Below are 19,931 nucleotides of genomic sequence, written 5' to 3'. Positions count from 1 at the left end.
AAAACGTCTTGCCTTATCCGCCGAAGAGTTCGGAAAACTGCTTCTTGTCAGCGCCAGTCTGCTCCAGCACCTTCTGAGTGTCGATAGGCATGATATTGATCTTGGTGCCTTCCGGTAGCCAGGCAGGACGACCAACGCCTTCCTTGGCAGGCAGATAACCCTGCTCAAGTGCAAGCTTCTGACCATCATCTGACAGAATGAAGTCCACGAATTTCTTGGCACCATCAACGTTCTTCGCAGTCGCCATAATTGCAACCGGTTCCGTCACGGCGGGCACACCTTCCGATGGGAAGACGAACTCGATTGGCGAGCCTTTTGCTTTTGCATTCAGCGCCATAAAGTCCACGAGAATGCCGTAAGGCTTTTCACCACTGGCAACCGATTTCAGCACAGCACCATTGCCTTTGACGCTTGCCAGTTCATTGGTCTTGAGGTTCTTGAAATAATCCCAGCCGAGATCTTTGTTAAGCGCGAAACCACTCAGAAGGTAAGCTGCGGCACCCGAGTAAAGCGGGCTTGGCATAACCACCTGCCCCTTATACTCAGTGGTCGCAAGATCTGCCCAATGTTCAGGCTTCTGGCTCGCACCCGTATTATAGGCGATGCCGGTGGTGATCAGCTTGGAGCCAAAATAGGTCTTGTCGGCGTCATAGCTATCCGCTGCAAAACCATCAACCTTGGCGTCCGTATAAGCGAGCAGGCGCTTATCCTTCTTCAGACCTTCCATCGTCACTGCATCGGCGATGAGGAGAATGTCAGGCTGCGGTGCGCCGGCCGAAAATTCAGCCGCAAGCTTGGTGAGAAGTTCGCTCGTGCCCGAACGGAAAATCTGAACATCCGTATCCGGGTTTGCCTTGCGGAACGCCTCGACGGTCTTTGCCGCGTCTGCTTCAGGCTGTGACGTATAAAGCGTCAGCGTATCGGCCTGAGCGACAGCGATAGAGAGAGCAAGAAGAGCAGGAATGGCACTGGCCCGCTTCAGCATCTTGTTCATGGAGTTGGCTCCTCGAATTTCTGTGTGATTTTCCGCAGTGTGTCCTGCCGCTCCGGCATGACGGCGCTGCATACGGGCCGAAAGGGCGCAGATACTGTCGTATTGAGAAGCGCGATCATTCCTGTTCATGACTCACCTGTCAAACAAGCTCTAAAACATATGCCTCAAAATCGGAACCGATTTTGAAAAGCAAAATGCCCTCCGGCAGATTTCTATTCTGCAGAAGGGCATCTATCACTTGAATAGATCGATTTCACCTTCCGCATCTCTTCCGACTTGGAAGCGATGCGGATGCCATAACGGGCTTTGGCTTCAATTATATGACAGTGTGAGGCAGCTTTAGATGATTATCCCGGCTGCATGTGCCACCTGTGCACCAGCTTCATAATAGGCTTCACGCAAGCCGCGGAAATTCTGTGCCTTGGGATCACTGACAGGCAAAGGCAGATCATCCTCGGAAATCGCGCCGGAAACGAGTTCTGCCAGCAAACGTCCGAATACGGTGCCCGGTGCAATACCGCGACCATTATATCCGGAGAAGCCAACCACATTCCGGTCAAGACGATGGAACTTCGGCAGGCTGTCATTGGTCATACCGATCTTGCCATACCATTCGGCTTCAAACTGGACATTTCCGATCTGCGGGAACAGGCGCTTCAACGATTTTTTAGCCCATGCCGTATGAACGGCCGCGCCCGTATTGCGCAACGCTCCAACGCTGCCAAACACCAGACGGCCTTGGCTGTCGAAACGGAAAGACGATAGAACTTCCTTCGTATCCCAAGCGCCCTGACGTTCTGGCAGAATGCTCTTTTTTAAATTGTCGGAAAGCGGCTTGGTCGCCATGTTGAAATAAGGCAGATGCACCAATTCCGCGCGAACCTCTGCCCAAGGCACATTGGTATAGGCATTGGTTGCGACCACAACCCAGTCAGCTGTCACAGTACCTGTGGCAGTCTTCACCACCCACTTGCCATTCTGCTCGGTGGCACCCGTTACCGGGCTTGCCGTATAGATTTGCGCACCTGCTGCAACCGCTGCATGTGCCAGACCGCGCACATAAGCAAGCGGCTGAATCGTACCGGCCCGCAGATCAAGCAGCGATCCGGCATAGGCTTTCGTGCCAACCTTGGCTTCGGTTTCCTTCGCATCAAGCAGCTTCACATTGGCACCGCGCCGCGCCCATTGCTCATAGCGATCTTCAAGTTCCTTGAGACCGTTCTTGCCAACAGCGCAATGCAGCGTTCCCTGCTTTTCAACTTCACAGCTGATCTTATGCTTCTCAATCAGTTCAAACACCAGCTTCGGCGCATTTCCAAGAACGTCGAGCAAACGATCGCCGTGCTTTTGGCCCAGCACACCTGGCAGATCATCAGGCATGACCCACATGCCTGCATTGACCAGACCGACATTGCGACCCGAGCCGCCATAGCCGATTTCGATCCCTTCCAGCACGATTGCTTTCGTGCCCTTTTCCGCAAGATGCAGCGCCGTAGAAAGGCCGGTAAATCCGCCGCCGACAATCACCACATCGGCGGTCAAATCGCCTTTAAGCGTTGTGGTCTTCGGTGCGGCTGGAGCGGTCTTTTCCCAAAGGCCATGAGAGCGCGGATCGTTGAGCATGAACGGCAACCATTTCATATGATGAAAAACAGACGGCATTTATCGCCAAAACTATTTCACGTGCTGGCAGTCTCAAAGACAGCAATATTTATGCAACAATTCATTCCCGTTCGGAATGAACTAAGCCTGAATAGTCTGTGTTGCCGACCTGCCCCGCGATCCACTGACAGAACACCTGTGTCAGCGGGTTCTCAAGCTTGCCTTCGGGAACCACCAGATAATAGTCATTCTCGGTACGCATCGGCTGCTCAAAAAGCATAACCAGTTCGCCGTTACGCAATTCCTGTTCGATCAGATAAAGCGGCAACAGCGCAAAGCCAAGACCTGCGAGAGCGGCACCGATCACCATCGAAAACTGATCAAAGCGATGGCCACGATAGGCAGACTTGCCTTCCACTCCACAGCTTTCAAACCATTGCGCCCACATCTTGGGGCGCGTCGCCAGATGCAGCAGCGGCTCATCTTCCAGCTCTTCCGGGGTTGCCGGATGGCACGCTTTGAGAAGACTCGGACTTGCAACAGGCACAATCACCTCTGAGCACAGGAAGGCGCAGGTCGCATGTGCCCAGACCGGCTGGCCATAATGGATGGCAAGATCGAAAGGCTGTTCTTCAAAGTCGAAAACGCCGGAACGCGAGGCCACATTGATTGCGATACCGGGATGCTTTTCAATAAAATCTGGAATGCGCGGCATTAGCCAGCGCGTACCAAAGGTCGGCAGCGTTGCCACACTAAAGGAAGAGGTCGATTGCGCAGACGCCATGGCGCGCAACATCGTATCCTCAGTCTGATTGAGCAGACGCCGCACTTCCGGCAGGAACTTTCGCCCTGCGTCAGAGAGGAGAATGCGCTGGCGGATTCGCTCAAACAGCAATACACCGAGCTGGCTTTCGAGATCCTTGATCTGACGGCTGACAGCACTCTGGGTGAGATTGAGTTCATTGGCGGCTTGCGTGAAACTGCCATGTCGGGCCGCACATTCAAACGCCTGTAGCGTGGCAATGTCGGGGATCAGTCTCCTGCTAAGCTTCATTCCAATCTCGCATTAACATAGTTGCGTTCGTCGCGATCATAACGGCAAAACGGCTGATATGATACATTTTCATCATAATCCCGGCATGTTCCTCCCGCAAATAACATGTCCGTCCCCAAGATGACACAAGTTCTACGGAAGCTTTCGCAATGAACGAGCATAAATTCATTTCGCCAGACGCCATTCGCTCTGCGTTCTCAGCAGCGATGTCGGCCATGTATAAGCAAGAAGTGCCTGCCTATGGCACATTGATGGAGCTCGTCGCCGACGTTAACGCCAAGGTTCTGGCGGATGACACTCATCTGCACGAGCGCCTGACGGAAACCGACTCGCTCGAGCGCATTTCCGAAGAGCGTCACGGCGCAATCCGCCTCGGAACGGCTGCTGAACTTTCCATGATGCGCCGCGTTTTCGCTGTCATGGGCATGTTTCCGGTCGGTTATTACGATCTGAGTGCTGCTGGTGTGCCTGTGCATTCCACCGCCTTTCGCCCGATCGACGACGCAGCACTCAAGCATAATCCGTTCCGCGTTTTCACCTCTCTGCTGCGTCTTGATCTGATTTCAGATGAAAAGCTGCGTGAAGAATCGGAAGAGGTCCTTTCCAAACGCAATATCTTCACGCCGGGCGCTATCGCTCTCGTCGAGAAGGCAGAGGCTGAGGGCGGTCTGAGTGATGCAGACGCCAAGGCATTGGTTACGGAAGTTCTCGAAACTTTCCGTTGGCACGACCATGCCAATGTCAGCGCCGATCTTTATCATCGCCTCCACGATGCACATCGCCTGATTGCTGACGTTGTGTCGTTCAAAGGCCCACACATCAACCACCTGACCCCACGCACGCTCGACATCGATGCCGTGCAGGTTCAGATGCCAGACCGCGGTATCAACCCGAAGGCAGTTGTTGAAGGCCCGCCAACCCGCAAATGTGCGATTCTTCTGCGTCAGACCTCGTTCAAGGCACTGGAAGAAGAAGTCTCGTTCATCGGTGAAGATGGCAAGTGGACACCTGGCTCGCATACCGCTCGTTTCGGCGAAATCGAACAGCGTGGCGTCGCTCTCACACCAAAGGGCCGTGCGCTTTACGACAAGCTGCTCAACGACACCCGCGCAGTTGCACGCCCTGCCCCTGATGGTTCAAACTCGGCTGAATATGTGAAGGCACTGAGCGACACCTTTGCGGCTTTCCCTGACACATGGGCTGGCATTCGCGAAGAAGGCCTTGGTTATTTCGCCTATTCGGTCAAGGATGCCGCACGTCTTGCAGCCTTCAGACCAGATACCGATATTGAGACCCTGATCGAAGGCGGCGCAGTCCAGTTCGATCCTATCATCTATGAAGACTTCCTGCCGGTCAGTGCTGCTGGTATCTTCCAGTCCAATCTAGGCGACGACGACGCGCAGGATTTTGTGGAAAGCCCGAACCAGAAGCGTTTCGAGGAAGACCTTGGCGCCAAAGTTCTTAATGAATTCGAGCATTATGCTCGTATCGAACGCGAATCCATCGAAGCTGTACAGGCCCGCCTGAGCGGTCTTGAAGCAGCAGAATAATAATAAAGCAGTTTAAGAGGATAAACATGAACACCGCTGTTAAAAAACTCGACGTGAAAAAAGAAGCCGCTGATCTGCTTTCCAAGCTTGGCGTTGACGCCTCAATCTACACGTCGGGCGACCTCGCTGGCTTCAGCCCGGTCTCCGGTGAACAGATCGCTTCGATCAAGACCCACAGCAAAGAAGATGCAGTCAAGATCATCGACAAGGCTGACGAAGCTTTCCGCGCATGGCGCACTGTTCCAGCTCCAAAGCGTGGCGAACTGATCCGTCTCTTGGGTGAAGAACTCCGCGCTTCCAAGGAAGATCTCGGCCGTCTCGTTTCGCTCGAAGCTGGCAAGATTACTTCGGAAGGCCTCGGCGAAGTACAGGAAATGATCGACATCTGCGATTTCGCAGTCGGTCTGTCGCGTCAGCTCTACGGTCTCACCATCGCAACCGAACGCGCTGGCCATCGCATGATGGAAACCTGGCATCCGCTCGGCGTTGTCGGCGTTATCTCGGCTTTCAACTTCCCAGTTGCTGTCTGGGCATGGAACTCCGCTCTCGCTATCGTTTGCGGCAACGCAGTTGTCTGGAAGCCATCGGAAAAGACCCTGCTCACCGCTATTGCATGTGACGCAATCCTGAAGCGCGCCATCAAGCGTTTTGGCGATGCTCCAGAAGGTCTGGCTGAAGTCGTACTCGGTGACCGTACTGTTGGTGAAGTTCTCGTTGACAGCCCGAAGGTTCCTGTTCTTTCGGCAACCGGTTCGACCCGCATGGGCCGCGAAGTTGGTCCACGCCTTGCAAAGCGTTTTGCTCGTGCAATCCTCGAACTCGGCGGCAACAATGCCGGTATCGTCTGCCCATCGGCAGATCTCGACATGGCACTCCGCGCAATCGCTTTCGGCGCAATGGGCACCGCTGGTCAGCGTTGCACCACGCTCCGTCGTCTGTTCGTGCACGAAAGCGTTTATGATGCGCTCGTTCCACGTCTTCAGAAGGCTTATGCAAGCGTTTCCGTCGGCTCGCCGCTCGAAACTACTGCTCTCGTTGGTCCATTGATCGACAAGGTTGCTTTCGACAACATGCAGAAGGCACTCAAGGAAGCAGCCGCTCACGGCGGCAAGGTACAGGGCGGCGAACGCGTCGATGCTGGCCATGAAAACGCTTACTATGTGCGTCCGGCTATCGTCGAAATGCCAAAGCAGCAGGGTCCAGTTCTCGAAGAAACCTTCGCTCCGATCCTTTACGTCATGAAGTATTCTGACTTCGACGACGTGCTGACGAGCCACAACGAAGTTGGCGCAGGTCTGTCCTCGTCGATCTTCACGCTCAACCTGCAGGAAGCAGAACGTTTCCTCTCGGTTGAAGGTTCGGATTGCGGCATTGCCAACGTCAACATCGGCACTTCGGGTGCTGAAATCGGCGGCGCATTCGGCGGCGAAAAGGAAACTGGCGGCGGTCGTGAATCGGGTTCGGATGCGTGGAAAGGCTATATGCGCCGCGCGACCAACACCGTAAACTATTCGAAGGCTCTGCCGCTCGCACAGGGCGTTTCCTTCGACATCGACTAATCGGTCTGATTTCGGATCAAAAGAAAACCCCGCTTTTGGCGGGGTTTTTTATTGGCTTAATCTTTGAATTGGCACAACGCATCAACCGGTTGAGATTTTTGCAATGACGCGGCGAGAATGGTGCTTTCTCGAGAACCGGAGCGGAGTGTACTTTAAGGTACATGAGCACCGGAAGCACAGAGAAGCGCCATTTGCAGACCGTCAGTGCGTAAATATCGACTGGTCGATCAGCCCATGCGTTCGGAGGCGAATGAACCGGGAGAGGCCGGGAATACGACGGTGCGATTGCCGTTGAGGAATGAACGGTGATGGATATGCGCGTGAACGGCACGCGCCAAAACCTGCGCTTCGACATCACGTCCGATGGATACGTAATCCGCAGCACTCTGCGCATGGGTTACACGCGCCACATCCTGCTCAATGATCGGACCTTCATCAAGATCAGCGGTGACATAATGTGCGGTAGCACCAATCAGCTTCACCCCGCGCTCATAGGCCTGCTTATACGGGTTCGCACCCTTGAAAGACGGCAGGAAGGAGTGATGGATATTGATGATGCGGCCCGACATTTTCTGGCAGAGCGGGTCTGACAAAACCTGCATATAACGCGCAAGAACCACCAGTTCAGTGCCGGTATCGTTGACGATATCAAGAAGGCGCTGCTCGGCCTCTGGCTTGTTAGCCTTGGTTACAGCGACGTGATGGAAGGGAATGTCGTGGTTCACGACGACCTTCTGGTAGTCAAAATGGTTCGACACGACACCGACGATATCGATTGGCAGTGCCCCGATCTTCCAGCGATAGAGGAGATCGTTGAGGCAATGACCAAAACGCGACACCATCAGCAATGTCTTGGTGCGATGTGCATTGTCGTGGAAATCAAAATTCATCTCGAAAGGTGCAGCGATCGGTGTAAAGCCGTCGCGCAAAGCATCAAGCGGCACGCCTTCCTCAGAAATGAAGCTAACCCGCATGAAGAAGCGGCCAGTATCCAAATCGTCAAACTGCGCACTGTCGACGATGTTGCAACCCTTGCCCGACAAATAACCGGAAATAGCGGCAACGATGCCACGCGTAGATTTACAGGTGACGGTCAGGACAAAGTTATGCATCGGACTTCCTCAAAAGCATTCCCAGCAAAAGTACAGAGCGGTTTACGCCGTACATTGCGTAAAAACTAAATGATAGAGCGGTTCGTATTATTCAGTTTAACCAGAACTGTTCTATCGTGCAGGCACAACCACATCGTGATTTCTACTGCACGACGCAGTGCCAGCCATGCCAGAATGCGTAATGCACTGACCGGATTGCGCTATCAAGTGCTTTACGCGGCAGATGTCGTGAATTTGGCCTGCTCGTTATACGGTGGACGTGACCTTGGCGAGATTACGCGGCTTGTCTGGATCAAAGCCCTTGCGTCGCGTCACTGCTTCAATAATACGATAATAGTTGATTAGCGACACAAGCGGGTCGAGATGTCCATTGCCGGTGCTGGCCGATGGTATGCGATAACCTGGCACTTCAGCATTTCCAAATGATACAAGGTTGGCACCAAACGAGCCGAGACGGTCGAGTGCTTCAACGCTTGTTTTCAATGCCTCGTCCCGCGGGATGAAAGAGATAATTGGAAAGCCATCTTCCACCAGACGCATCGGGCCGTGCATCAATTCTGCGAGCGAGAAAGCTTCTGCATGGATGTTCGCCGTTTCCTTGGCTTTCAGCGCCGCTTCAAGCGAAATGGCATAGGCTGTGCCGCGTCCACCTGTGAACAGCGACCGGGCATTGAAAAGCAGATCTTCGACTGTCTCACGGCCTTCGGGCTTCGTCGCAGCGAGCGCTTCCGGCAAGCGTCCCAATCCGACTTGCAATCCTTTGTCCTCGCTTGCCGCAGCGACAACCCCACACAGTGCGGCCACAGACGCGATGAAAGACTTGGTTGCGGCAACGCTTTTTTCTTCACCAGCGTGAAGTGCCAGGACAATATCGGCAGATTTTGCCAGTGGGCTATCAGTGACATTCACCACCGCGACGGTCGTTGCACCACCACGTTTTGCTGCCTCCTGCACGGCAATAATGTCGGGACTTGCGCCCGATTGCGACACGGTAAAATGCAGACCACCCTCCAGTTTCAGCTTCGCGCCATAAACGGAGGCCACTGATGGACCAATCGAGGCAACGGGAATGCCGGTGGCGATCTCCATCAGATATTTGAAGAATGTAGCCGCATGATCGGAAGAGCCACGTGCAGCGGTCGTGATCACCCAAGGCGAATTTTCAAACAGCCGCCCGATCTCCGCAAATGTTGCCGCCTCTGCTGCAAGAAGTTTCGCCACCACAGATGGCGACTGTTCGGTTTCCTGTAGCATCAATGATGGGGCAGTCTGCATGATCATTCTCCGAAAAAGAAAAGTCTGCACGAGGCAGACTTTCTTCATATCAATGTTGCGGCTGTGGCTCCACCGCCGTTTGTGTGTTTTTTGCGTCAGGTTCCTTGATACGGAACCATGCCACATAGAGCGCGGGAAGGAACAGCAGCGTAATGGCCGTACCGGCAATGATGCCGCCCATCATGGCATAGGCCATCGGCCCCCAGAACACCTCACGCGCAATGGGGATCAGTGCCAGACTTGCAGCTGCTGCTGTCAGCGCAATCGGCCGCATACGGTGCTGACTGGCCATCACGACAGCATCCCAAGGATGAATGCCATCCGTTATATGCTCCTCTACCTGCACGATCAGAATGACCGAATTTCGGATGAGAATACCGATGAGTGCCAACACCCCAAGTATCGCCACGAAGCCAAGTGGCTTGCCACTTGGAAGCAGTGCTGCAACCACGCCAATCAGACCCAGCGGAGCCACTGCCACCACGAGGAACAACCGCTGGAAGCTCTGCAATTGCAGCATCAGCACTGTTGCCATGACGAACAGCATCAGTGGCACCACAGCCGCAATCGGCCCCTGACTCTTGCCACTTTCCTCAACTGTGCCAGCCGTTACAACGGAATAGCCAGCGGGGAGCTTATCGACGAACGCCTTCACCGAAGGTTCAAGTTCTTTGACGATAGTATCCGGCATCGTTTTATCAACGATACCAGCAGCAACCGTTATCGTTGGAATGCGCGAACGGCGATAAATCACCGGCTGCTCAAGCTCGTAGCGGAAATTGGCAATAGCTGCCAGCGGCACCGAACTGCCGTTGCCAGTCGCAATCTGCAGGCTTTGCAATGTGTCGATGGAATCGCGTTCATGCTTCTGCGCGCGAACAATGACATCGATGAGATAGATTGAATCGCGAACCTGCGTGATGCTGATGCCGCCAACAACGCCATTCAATGTCGTGGCAATATCCTTGGATGAAATGCCAAGCTTCCGCGCTTTATCCTGCATCACGTCGACACGGATAACGCGCCCCGGTTCATTCCAGTTGTAGTTGACAACACCGAGCCGCTTATCAGCACTCATAATGCCAGCAAAATCCTGAGCAATGCCGCGCAGCTTCTGAACATCAGGGCCGGAAATGCGATACTGCACCGGACGCCCGACCGGCGGTCCAAGTTCAAGGAATTTCACAAACGTATCTGTACCCACATAATCCTTGCGCAGAACGTCATCGAATTTCGCTTTCAGGCGATCACGCGCTTCCACATCCTTGGCCACCACCACCATCTGTCCGAAATACGGATTGGCTGGCTGCACATCGAAAGAGAGAATGAAACGGATCGCGCTTTGTCCGACATAGGTACTCCAATGCTCGATATCTGGATTGTCCTTGAGCATTGTCTGTTCAAAACGCTCCATCTGTGCCTTGGTATCGGCAATGGAACTGTTCTGCGGCAGGGTCCAGTCGATCACCAGTTCCGGACGGTCGGACTGTGGGAAGAACTGACGTTCGATAAAGCCCATACCGAACACAGAAACAACAAACAGAGCGATTGTCGTGATAATGGTGATCCACTTATGGCGCATGGCCAGAAGCAGGGTCGCCGAAAAGGCTTTGAAAAAGCGACTGCGCTTTTCCTCATGATGCTTCATTTTCTTAGGAAGAAGCGTCACACCGAGAAGCGGCGCAAACAACACGGCCACAATCCATGAAACGATCAGCGAAACCGCAATCACCACAAAAAGCGTGAACGTATATTCGCCCGCCTGACTGGTGTTGAGGCCAATCGGAATGAAGCCCGCGATGGTCACGAGCGTACCCGTCAACATCGGAAAAGCCGTGTGCGAATAAACATAGGTCGCGGCCTTGTTGATGGGGTCGCCCTGCTCCAGCCGGGCAACCATCATTTCCACCGCAATCATCGCGTCATCGACCAGAAGCCCCAGCGCGATAATCAGCGCACCAAGTGACACGCGTTGCAATGAAATATCCATCAAAGACATGGCAAGGAAAGTAATTGCCAGCACCAGCGGGATGGACAGCGACACCACGAAGCCTGCTCGCAAGCCAAGGCTGATGAAGCTCACGGCCAGAACGATCACAACCGCCTCAAACAGTGCCTGCGTGAAACCCGAAACAGCATCTTGAACAACTTCGGGCTGATCGGCCACTTTCAATACATTGATACCAACCGGCAGTTCCGCCTTCACTTCTTGCATCAATGCGTCCAGCTTCTCACCGAACTCAAGCAGATTGCCATTTGGCTTCATGCCAATGCCCAGACCAATCGCATCTTGGCCGTTGACCCGGAAAATCGATGATGGTGGATCGACATAACCGCGCGTGATGGTCGCCACGTCCGACAAGCGGAAGAAACGATCATTCACACGGAGGTTGACCGCACGAAGATCAGCTTCCGAATTGAACTGCCCGCTGACGCGAACGCTGATCCGCTCAGGCCCGGCCTGCACCACACCGGACGGCGTAATGGCATTTTGATCCTGAAGCGCTTTCAGAATGGCCTGCTGATCAAGGCCAAGGGCTGCCACTTGTCGGGTCGAGAACTCGAGATAGATTGCCTCATCCTGCGCGCCAATGAGTTCAACTTTACCGGCATTGGGTATGGTCAGAATTTTCGTGCGTACATCTTCCGCATAATCACGCAGCTGCCGCATCGACAGCCCATCCGCAGTGAAGGCAAAGATATTGCCAAAAACATCGCCGAACTTGTCGTTGTAATAGGGACCATAAACGCCTTCGGGCATGTTTGGTTTGATGTCGTCGAGCATATGACGCACTTCGGACCAGGCTTTTGTGACCTGTTCCTTGCGAACCGTATCCTTCAAAAAGACGAAGACGACCGACTTGCCTGCCGTGGTGACGCTGCGTGTATAATCGAGTGTGTCGAGTTCTTCGAGCTTCTTCTCGATACGATCCGTAACCTGATTCATCGTTTCATCGATGGATGCGCCCGGCCAGTTGGCCTGCACCACCATCGTCTTCACGGTAAATTCCGGATCTTCCGCGCGCCCAAGATCAAGATAGGAGATGAGCCCCGCGACCAGAAAGACGAGCATGAAATACCAGACCAGCGACCGGTGGTTCAAAGCCCAATCAGAAAGATTGAAACCTTTTTTCATAGGCTGCTTCCCTTCGCATCCAGACGGACTTTTTGCCCTTGCTTGAGTATGTTCACTCCGGCAATCGCCACATAGCTGCCAACTTCAACATTATCGGCAACAAAACTCTCGCTGCGACGTTCGACAACCTGAATGTCTTGGAGGCTTACGGTCTGTGTTTTAGGATCAATGACCCAGATTTCGGTTTTGCCGTCTTTCTCAAGCAAAGCCTGTATCGGCAAAATCACGTGGTCTTTTTCCGCTCTTGCAAGCCCCGCCCTGATGGTCGCGCCAAGGCGGAAACCTTCTGGCGGATTCTCAAGTGCGATCCGAACCCGACGTGTACGGGTCTGAGCATCGGCCTGGGGCGCAACCTCGCGCACAGTGCCATTTCCAGTCACCGTCGGATCAGCTTGCAGCTGCACACTAAACGGCGTTCCCGCCACGAAATATTCTGTCATGCTGTCGGGGATATCGAGAACCGCTTCACGAATGTCGGGCCTTGCAACCGTCATCACTGCCTGCCCTGCGGCCACCACCTGACCAACTTCGGCATTGGTGGCTGAAATGACGCCATCAAAATCCGGACTTAAAACAGCATATCCGCGCTGATCTTCCGCCTTGCGCAATCCAGCCTGCGCTTTTTCAAGCCCGGCCTGGGCGCTGTCACGCGCCTGCTTTGCAGCATCATAATCGGCCTGTGAAATATTGTTGCCTTTGAGCAGAATACGCAGACGTTCTTCACTGGCCGCAGCATTAGCATATTGTGCTTCAGCACTGGAAAGATCAGCTTTTGCCGACTGCACCGAAAGATCGAGCGTGGAAGGGTCGAGCATCGCAACCATTTCGTCTTTCTTGACGAGATCGCCCACGATAACCGGGCGCGCAATGATGCGACCAAGAACCCTAAACGCAAGGTCGGTCGAATATCGTGGTTCGATGGTGCCGGCAAAACTGGTCTGGATCGCAGGCTTGGGTGTTGCAATCGTGTAAAGCACCGGGCGAATTGCTTCGGCTTCCGATGATTTGTCATCATCCTTGCCACAGGCCGCAAGTATTATGAGCGAACCAACAATAGCGAGGCAGCTCAAGAGCTTCATGGTCGGCTTCATTGTGCACCGGCTCCTTCAAGACCCTGCATAATCTCGGTCTGAGCGCCCGAACGAAGCATTTGTGCGCCTTTGGTAACAATGAGTTCGCCAACACCCAAACCGGAAGCAACGATCACTCGTTCTTTTTCATAGGCCAGCACCTTAACCGGCACGAGGGTCGCAACTTGTGTGTCCTTCGCTACGCGCCAGACAGCTGTGCGGCCCGAATCGGACGTCATGGCGCTCCATGGCAGGATCACCACTTGCTGATTTTCCATATGGACGGTGCCCGTTATAGTGGCACCAAGCGCCATCTGTTCAGGCGTATTGGCAATGCCAACTTTCACGCGCACGGTGCCAGTCTGTGCATCAACCACTGGCGAGATTTCGCGAATTTTTCCTTCCGCCTGAACGCTATCATCCGACAGCAAAGCGAGGGTAACGTCCATGCCAATCTTGGCATAATTGACCAGCGTTTCCTGAACATCGAAGATCGCATCACGCGGACCATCTTCGGCAATCGAAAACGCCGTTTGCGCAGCCTGAACCACCTGCCCGGTTTCAATATTGCGGGCCGTCAACACACCCGAAACCGGCGCATGAAGTTCTGTATAGGAAAGCTCATCACGCGCATTGCCAAGCTGGGTTTCAGCATTCATCAACGTGCTTTGCGCCGTGCGGTAAACTTGCTCGGACTGATCGAATTGCGAACGCGTGGTAAACCCTTGTGCAAGCAAGGCTTGCTGGCGTCTGAAACTGGCTTCTGCCTGCACTAGCTGGGCTTGTGCGGCGTCCTTGGAAGCCTGCGCGACGCGCATATTGGATTGCTGCTCGGCATTGTCGATCCGCGCAAGGATTGCACCTTTTTCGACATGCTGGCCGATTTCGACCATACGCTCCACAACCTGCCCATTAACGCGGAACGATACATTGACCAGCGAACGGGCAGCTATCGCGCCTGACAGCGTAAGCTTTGGCTGATAGTCGATTAACTTGCTTTCTGTCACGGCAACAGCAACGACGCCGCTGGTTTCAGCATGAGCATAAAACGCTGAAGCGAGGACCCCTGTTGTAACAACGAGAACGCCCATAATCGCTCGAAGCGCACTATGTGCCGCTTTCACAAGAGGATAAAATTTTGTGGCCATCTATACGATTCTCGCTCTTTTCCTGGAGGGCACAATGCAACCAAAATAATGCTGAGAAAAGCATGCTTTAAAAACATCATTAATCATCATGTTCGCATATAAAAATGCGTCTCTCAAAATAGCTTTGGGAAAACGCTGGAAATCTAAATAATAAATCAGAATAATTTATAGTCGTATTTCTTCAACAAGCCGATTGCCTGTTGCATTCAACTCATAACGTGTGCGCTGCGTCCGTTCATCACGCTGCCGGATGCGGATATAGCCCCCATTAGCGCCAAGAGCTACAACCTCACGCAACACAAGAGCGTGAGCTACTCCAAGTATTCGTGAAAAACTGCGACTGTCCGATGCTATATCAAACGCAAGCGCAGCAATAATACCGGCGCCAAGCCGCGAAATCCTACCCGATGCAGCTTCAAGCGCATCCACCAGTGCCATATACTCGGCTTCTTCCATCAGGCATTCACCGCCTGAACTGGGCGGAAAGAAACGATCACCGATTTTGACGTTGGCGTGTAACTTTCGTCACCGGCACTACTAAGCGGCACCAGCACATTCATTTCCGGGTAATAGCCCGCGATACAACCACGCGGAATATCATAGGGCACAAAGCGGAAATCACGTGCAACGCGTTCAACCCCATCTGCAAAATCACCGACAACATCGGCTCGATCACCCGCTTCAACACCAATGTCCGACATATCAGCAGGGTTCATGAAAACCACCTGCCGCTCGCCATAAACGCCACGATAGCGGTCGTCCATGCCATAAATCGTCGTGTTGTACTGATCGTGACTGCGGAAAGTCTGCAAGACATAGCGTCCGGGCTTTCCACGCGCCTGTTGATGCTCGACGGCCTCTGGCATCGCCCCGCTCCAGAACGTTGCTTTACCGTTAGGCGTTACCCATTCCAGTTCGCGCGCCGTGTTGCGTAAATGGAAACCACGCGGCACACGGACACGCACATTAAAGTCATAGAAATCGGGCAAGACCCGCGAAATATGATCGCGGATAAGGTCGTAGTCATCAGCCAGTTCTAACCAATCGACAGGCTTTGCACCCAATGTTGCATTTGCCATGCCTGCAATGATTGCAACTTCCGAGCGGAGCAACGCCGAAGCCGGGTGGTTGATGCCGCCTGATCCATGCACCATGCTCATGGAATCTTCGACGGTAACAATCTGCGCCACACCTTTGGAATTAAGATCAATCTCGGTGCGCCCGAGACACGGCAAAATGAACGAATCCTGCCCCGGCAAAAGGTGCGAATGGTTGAGTTTCGTTGCGATATGCACGGTCAATCGCTGGCTGGAAAGTGCCTTGATAATCATCGGACTGTCAGGCGTTGCGCGGGCGAAATTGCCACCCAGAGCAATAAAGGCTTTCGCCGATCCATCGAGCATGGCTCCGATCGCACCAAGCACATTGTGCCCCGGTTCGCGCGGCGCTTTGAAACCAAATTCCTTTTCCAGCGCATCCAGAAAGTCGGCAGACGGGCGTTCATTGATTCCGACCGTGCGATCACCCTGCACATTGGAATGGCCACGAACCGGGCACAGCCCCGCGCCTGGCTTTCCAATATTGCCGCGCAGCAGCATGAAATTGGTGATTTCGCGGATCATAATCACCGAATGACGATGTTGCGTGATACCCATCGCCCAGGTGCAGATAACGCGGCCTGCCTGCATGTAAATGTGAGCGGCATGTTCCAGCGATTGGCGCAGAAGCCCCGACTGGTCCTCAATTTCGTCCCATGAAGTTGCATCGACAGCTGCACGATAAGCTTCGAATTCCGCCGTATGCTCTGCCAGAAATTCACGATCCAGAACCGACGGTTCACCAGCTGCGAGCGCTGCATCATCAGCCGCAAAGACCGCCTTGGCCATGCCACGGAACGCGGCAAGATCGCCACCAAGACGCGGTTGATAATAATCGCTGGCGATAGCTTCACTGCCGCCATGCATCATTTCAAGCTTGTTTTGCGGATCGGCGAAGCGCTCAAGTCCGCGTTCGCGGACCGGATTGAAGACCACGATCTTGGCACCGCGCTCTGCTGCGCGCCGCAGATCGCCAAGCATGCGGGGATGGTTGGTGCCGGGATTTTGTCCGACTACAAAAATAGCATCGGCTTGCTCGAAATCCTCAAGCAAAACAGTTCCCTTGCCAACACCTACCGATTGTTTGAGCGCCACACCGCTGGCCTCATGGCACATGTTGGAGCAGTCAGGGAAATTGTTCGTGCCATATGCCCGCACGAAAAGCTGATAGAGAAATGCCGCTTCGTTGGATGCACGGCCCGAGGTATAAAATTCCACACGGTCTGGCGTATCGAAGCTCTTCAATATGTCGCCAATAGCGCCAAAAGCTTCATCCCACTCAACGGCTTCGTATTTGTCGGTTGCTGCATTGTAGCGCATCGGATGCGTCAGACGCCCCGTGTTCTCGAGCGCATAATCGGTCCACGATTGCAGTTCCAAAACCGTATGCTCTGTGAAGAACTTCGGTGTTGTGCGTCGCTCGGTCGCCTCCCAGGCCACCGCCTTCACACCGTTCTCGCAGAACTCGAACGACGAGCCGTGCTCGGGATCGCCCCATGCGCAACCAGGACAATCGAAACCGTCTGGCTGGTTGGCCTTGAGAAGAGCACGCGCACCGGTAAGCGGTGCACCGCTGGCAAGCAATTGCTTGCCACAGCTTTTCAATGCGCCCCACCCACCTGCAGCACTCGACCGCTTGCCGATGAACTTGGTTCCCGAAGCTTTGCTCATGTCGTCATCCTCAATTGCATAGCTTTTGCGCTCAACGCGTATCACATAACGATGCAATATTTCTCACAATTTCGGCATCCACTATGCGCCCAAAATGGCCAATCGCCGTCGTAAAGACACTACTGGTCACTCCAATATCGCACCGACCATAGAAGCCGACTTTTAATATAGTTGAATTACACAGCCCATTAAATAGAGTGCTCCCCAAAAGTGTGAAACGGTTTGCACTTGATTTCAGGTCAACAATCCTTCATGCGATTGGTAAAGAAAACTGACCACAAGGGGTGGGAGAATGCCGAACATCGTTGAGATTGCCGATCTGAAACGGCTTGCACAACGTCGTGTCCCGAAGATGTTCTTCGATTATGCTGATTCCGGCGCTTGGACTGAGTCTACTTATCGGGCAAACGAAGCTGATTTCGCAAAGATCAAACTGCGTCAGCGCGTGTTGGTCGATATGACCAATCGTTCGCTTGAAACAACAATGGTTGGTGAAAAGGTGGCCATGCCGGTCGCCCTCGCCCCGACAGGTCTCACCGGCATGCAGCATGCCGACGGCGAAATGCTCGCAGCGCAAGCCGCAGAGGCCTTCGGCGTACCATTTACACTGTCGACGATGAGCATTTGCTCCATTGAAGATGTTGCATCCGTGACCAAGAAGCCATTCTGGTTCCAGCTTTACGTGATGAAAGATCGAGAGTTTGTAAAGAACCTGATCAGCCGCGCCAAAGCTGCTGGCTGCTCTGCATTGGTTCTCACGCTTGACCTTCAAATTCTGGGCCAACGCCACAAGGATCTGCGCAACGGACTTTCGGCTCCGCCAAAGTTTACGCCGAAGCACATCTGGCAGATGGCAACCCGTCCCGGCTGGTGCATGGGGATGCTCGGCACGCAACGCCGTACGTTCCGTAACATTGCAGGCCACGCCAAGAATGTAGCCGATCTCTCTTCGCTGTCCTCATGGACTGCGGAACAATTCGATCCGCAGCTCAACTGGAACGACGTTGCGTGGATCAAAGAACAATGGGGCGGCAAGCTGATTCTCAAAGGCATACTCGACGTTGAGGATGCAAAGATGGCAGCGAAGACCGGCGCCGATGCGATTATCGTGTCGAACCATGGCGGCCGTCAGCTTGATGGTGCGGTCTCCTCAATTTCGATGCTCAAGCCAATTGTTGACGCTGTCGGTGACAAGATCGAAGTACATATGGATGGCGGCGTCCGTTCAGGTCAGGATGTATTGAAAGCCCGTGCCCTTGGTGCACAGGGTGTCTTCATCGGCCGTCCATTCCTGTATGGGCTTGGTGCAATGGGCAAAGAAGGCGTAACGCTCGCGCTGGAAATCATTCGCAAAGAACTCGATATCACCATGGCGCTTTGCGGCAAGCGCAACATTAACGATATCGATCAATCGATCATCCATTCGGTCGATTTCAAGTAAAAATTGTAGAACCCGGCTCAGGCCGGGTTTTTCAACGCCTGTATCATGGCTTTACCAACTACGAATACTACCTCTAGTTTAGTGTTCACTAATAAGAAGTAACGATAGTTTAAGCATATTCATTTACCATCTTTAGCCAACGGTTCGGGAACCGCGATTATTTCGGTTGGAGTTGGGTAGATGAGATATGTTTCCGCGATAGCGCTCATGGCATGCAGTATGCTGATCAGTGCAAATGGAGCGCACGCTGCTGACATTGTTTATGAAGAACCGGTCGTGGTGGCACCCGTCCCTCTTGCCTCTGCCTGGTATATTCGCGGCGATATTGGCTATAATTTCAAGAATAAGACTGATGGCGATTGGGCATTCTGGAATCAGTTTGATCCACCTTATCGTGGCATCGATGACACTTTGCGCTATGACGATTTCAAACTCAAAGGTGGCGCTTCCTATGGTGTGGGTGTCGGCTATCGTTTCAATGAAATGTTCCGTACCGATGCAACGCTGGATTTCTTCCGTGCAGGCATCAGAGGTCGCACCGATTGCCCAAGCTACGTAAAATCGGCGCTCGGCTTCAACCCGATTGAAGACAATTGCCATTATGAAGACTCTTCGACAGCCAATGTCTGGACAGCAATGGCCAATGCCTATGTCGACCTGCCTAAAATGGGAATGGTAACACCTTATCTCGGCGCAGGACTGGGTGCAGCTTATGTGAAGTACGATACCTGGAAAACCAAGGAAATCTGCTCCATATGCACCTATACCAGCGACAAGGACGGCCTCGACAGCTGGCGCTTTGCCATGGCTCTGATGGCCGGTGTCAGCTACGATCTGACCGATCAGCTCAAGCTTGATCTTGGTTACCGTTATCTGAGGGTGAACGGCGGCAAGGCCTATGGTTACGATGCTGCTGACCGCAGCACAAACCCGTTTGGCAACGTTGAAGGTCCGGGCGCAACTGGAACACAGGCCAAGGACAACGGCTTCAATATCCATACGGTCCGTGCGGGTCTTCGCTACGAATTTCGTTAAAATTGGCCTACTACATAATTTAGAGCGCATCCCGAAAAGTGTGAAACGGTTTTCGGACAAAGATGCGCGTTAGAGCGTGGGGCGATTATTTTGAATCGTTAAAGAGGGTGATATTTGTTGGCATTTCGCGCTTTTTAGATTGATGATTCATTGGGTCAGGAGGAAAAGCTATGTTCCAGCAAGCTTA

14 protein-coding genes are annotated in these 19,931 nt (G+C 53.4%); 4 read left to right on the top strand and 10 right to left on the bottom strand.

All coding sequences use genetic code 11. The features are described from left to right. Positions 1–13: 13 nt before the first annotated feature. The 3 genes from OIV19_RS19690 to OIV19_RS19680 form a co-directional block, all read right to left on the bottom strand. Positions 14–994: an ABC transporter substrate-binding protein gene (locus OIV19_RS19690; RefSeq protein WP_095447161.1), complete on the bottom strand. Its 981-nt coding sequence runs from the start codon at positions 992–994 to the stop codon at positions 14–16. Positions 995–1,333: 339 nt separating this feature from the next. Then, positions 1,334–2,617 (bottom strand): NAD(P)/FAD-dependent oxidoreductase, encoded by a 1,284-nt coding sequence (locus OIV19_RS19685; RefSeq protein ID WP_264233252.1) that lies wholly within the window; start codon positions 2,615–2,617, stop codon positions 1,334–1,336. A 100-nt stretch (positions 2,618–2,717) separates the two neighbouring features. Continuing rightward, a complete protein-coding gene (locus tag OIV19_RS19680; protein WP_264233219.1) occupies positions 2,718–3,650 on the bottom strand; it encodes a LysR family transcriptional regulator in 933 nt (310 codons plus the stop codon). Positions 3,651–3,799: 149 nt separating this feature from the next. Between OIV19_RS19680 and hglS the strand changes: the two genes are divergently transcribed. Together hglS and amaB are read left to right on the top strand one after the other, a co-directional pair. After that, the gene (gene hglS, locus OIV19_RS19675) at positions 3,800–5,200 is read left to right on the top strand and encodes a 2-oxoadipate dioxygenase/decarboxylase HglS (protein ID WP_264233217.1); all 1,401 of its coding nucleotides are present in this window, start codon (positions 3,800–3,802) and stop codon (positions 5,198–5,200) included. 26 nt (positions 5,201–5,226) lie between these two features. Beyond that, complete coding sequence (amaB, locus tag OIV19_RS19670; protein ID WP_264233215.1) at positions 5,227–6,759, top strand: L-piperidine-6-carboxylate dehydrogenase; 1,533 nt, start codon at positions 5,227–5,229, stop codon at positions 6,757–6,759. Between the two features lie 227 nt (positions 6,760–6,986). Here amaB and purU read toward each other — a convergent pair whose 3' ends face one another. The 7 genes from purU to OIV19_RS19635 form a co-directional block, all read right to left on the bottom strand. After that, the gene (purU, locus tag OIV19_RS19665; RefSeq protein WP_095447165.1) at positions 6,987–7,871 is read right to left on the bottom strand and encodes a formyltetrahydrofolate deformylase; all 885 of its coding nucleotides are present in this window, start codon (positions 7,869–7,871) and stop codon (positions 6,987–6,989) included. A gap of 246 nt (positions 7,872–8,117) precedes the next feature. Next, positions 8,118–9,146: an SIS domain-containing protein gene (locus OIV19_RS19660; RefSeq protein ID WP_264233212.1), complete on the bottom strand. Its 1,029-nt coding sequence runs from the start codon at positions 9,144–9,146 to the stop codon at positions 8,118–8,120. 49 nt (positions 9,147–9,195) lie between these two features. Beyond that, positions 9,196–12,282 (bottom strand): efflux RND transporter permease subunit, encoded by a 3,087-nt coding sequence (locus OIV19_RS19655; protein WP_264233209.1) that lies wholly within the window; start codon positions 12,280–12,282, stop codon positions 9,196–9,198. Further along, complete coding sequence (locus tag OIV19_RS19650; protein WP_264233208.1) at positions 12,279–13,373, bottom strand: efflux RND transporter periplasmic adaptor subunit; 1,095 nt, start codon at positions 13,371–13,373, stop codon at positions 12,279–12,281. The genes OIV19_RS19655 and OIV19_RS19650 overlap by 4 nt, the downstream gene beginning before the upstream one ends. Beyond that, positions 13,370–14,500: an efflux RND transporter periplasmic adaptor subunit gene (locus tag OIV19_RS19645; protein ID WP_095447169.1), complete on the bottom strand. Its 1,131-nt coding sequence runs from the start codon at positions 14,498–14,500 to the stop codon at positions 13,370–13,372. Before OIV19_RS19645 ends, OIV19_RS19650 begins: the two co-directional genes overlap by 4 nt. A gap of 165 nt (positions 14,501–14,665) precedes the next feature. Beyond that, the gene (locus tag OIV19_RS19640; RefSeq protein ID WP_498831067.1) at positions 14,666–14,956 is read right to left on the bottom strand and encodes a hypothetical protein; all 291 of its coding nucleotides are present in this window, start codon (positions 14,954–14,956) and stop codon (positions 14,666–14,668) included. Then, positions 14,956–17,268: an FdhF/YdeP family oxidoreductase gene (locus OIV19_RS19635; RefSeq protein WP_264233207.1), complete on the bottom strand. Its 2,313-nt coding sequence runs from the start codon at positions 17,266–17,268 to the stop codon at positions 14,956–14,958. Before OIV19_RS19635 ends, OIV19_RS19640 begins: the two co-directional genes overlap by 1 nt. Positions 17,269–17,560: 292 nt before the next feature. Between OIV19_RS19635 and OIV19_RS19630 the strand changes: the two genes are divergently transcribed. Together OIV19_RS19630 and OIV19_RS19625 are read left to right on the top strand one after the other, a co-directional pair. After that, positions 17,561–18,709: an alpha-hydroxy acid oxidase gene (locus tag OIV19_RS19630; protein ID WP_095447171.1), complete on the top strand. Its 1,149-nt coding sequence runs from the start codon at positions 17,561–17,563 to the stop codon at positions 18,707–18,709. Positions 18,710–18,889: 180 nt separating this feature from the next. Then, a complete protein-coding gene (locus tag OIV19_RS19625) occupies positions 18,890–19,744 on the top strand; it encodes an outer membrane protein (protein ID WP_095447172.1) in 855 nt (284 codons plus the stop codon). The last annotated feature ends 187 nt before the right edge of the window (positions 19,745–19,931 follow it).

This window comes from Brucella sp. HL-2 (assembly GCF_025846885.2).
GTDB lineage: Bacteria > Pseudomonadota > Alphaproteobacteria > Rhizobiales > Rhizobiaceae > Brucella > Brucella quorumnocens.
Note: the sequence above shows the minus strand (reverse complement) of the source record. Positions and strands in the feature narration are given on the sequence as shown.

Excerpts from the sequence above, each read along its gene's own strand:
- OIV19_RS19690 (WP_095447161.1), bottom strand. The coding sequence starts at position 994 with ATGAACAAGATGCTGAAGCGGGCCAGTGCCATTCCTGCTCTTCTTGCT.
- OIV19_RS19685 (WP_264233252.1), bottom strand. The coding sequence starts at position 2,617 with ATGCTCAACGATCCGCGCTCTCATGGCCTTTGGGAAAAGACCGCTCCA.
- OIV19_RS19680 (WP_264233219.1), bottom strand. The coding sequence starts at position 3,650 with ATGAAGCTTAGCAGGAGACTGATCCCCGACATTGCCACGCTACAGGCG.
- hglS (WP_264233217.1), top strand. The coding sequence starts at position 3,800 with ATGAACGAGCATAAATTCATTTCGCCAGACGCCATTCGCTCTGCGTTC.
- amaB (WP_264233215.1), top strand. The coding sequence starts at position 5,227 with ATGAACACCGCTGTTAAAAAACTCGACGTGAAAAAAGAAGCCGCTGAT.
- purU (WP_095447165.1), bottom strand. The coding sequence starts at position 7,871 with ATGCATAACTTTGTCCTGACCGTCACCTGTAAATCTACGCGTGGCATC.
- OIV19_RS19660 (WP_264233212.1), bottom strand. The coding sequence starts at position 9,146 with ATGCAGACTGCCCCATCATTGATGCTACAGGAAACCGAACAGTCGCCA.
- OIV19_RS19655 (WP_264233209.1), bottom strand. The coding sequence starts at position 12,282 with ATGAAAAAAGGTTTCAATCTTTCTGATTGGGCTTTGAACCACCGGTCG.
- OIV19_RS19650 (WP_264233208.1), bottom strand. The coding sequence starts at position 13,373 with ATGAAGCCGACCATGAAGCTCTTGAGCTGCCTCGCTATTGTTGGTTCG.
- OIV19_RS19645 (WP_095447169.1), bottom strand. The coding sequence starts at position 14,500 with ATGGCCACAAAATTTTATCCTCTTGTGAAAGCGGCACATAGTGCGCTT.
- OIV19_RS19640 (WP_498831067.1), bottom strand. The coding sequence starts at position 14,956 with ATGGAAGAAGCCGAGTATATGGCACTGGTGGATGCGCTTGAAGCTGCA.
- OIV19_RS19635 (WP_264233207.1), bottom strand. The coding sequence starts at position 17,268 with ATGAGCAAAGCTTCGGGAACCAAGTTCATCGGCAAGCGGTCGAGTGCT.
- OIV19_RS19630 (WP_095447171.1), top strand. The coding sequence starts at position 17,561 with ATGCCGAACATCGTTGAGATTGCCGATCTGAAACGGCTTGCACAACGT.
- OIV19_RS19625 (WP_095447172.1), top strand. The coding sequence starts at position 18,890 with ATGAGATATGTTTCCGCGATAGCGCTCATGGCATGCAGTATGCTGATC.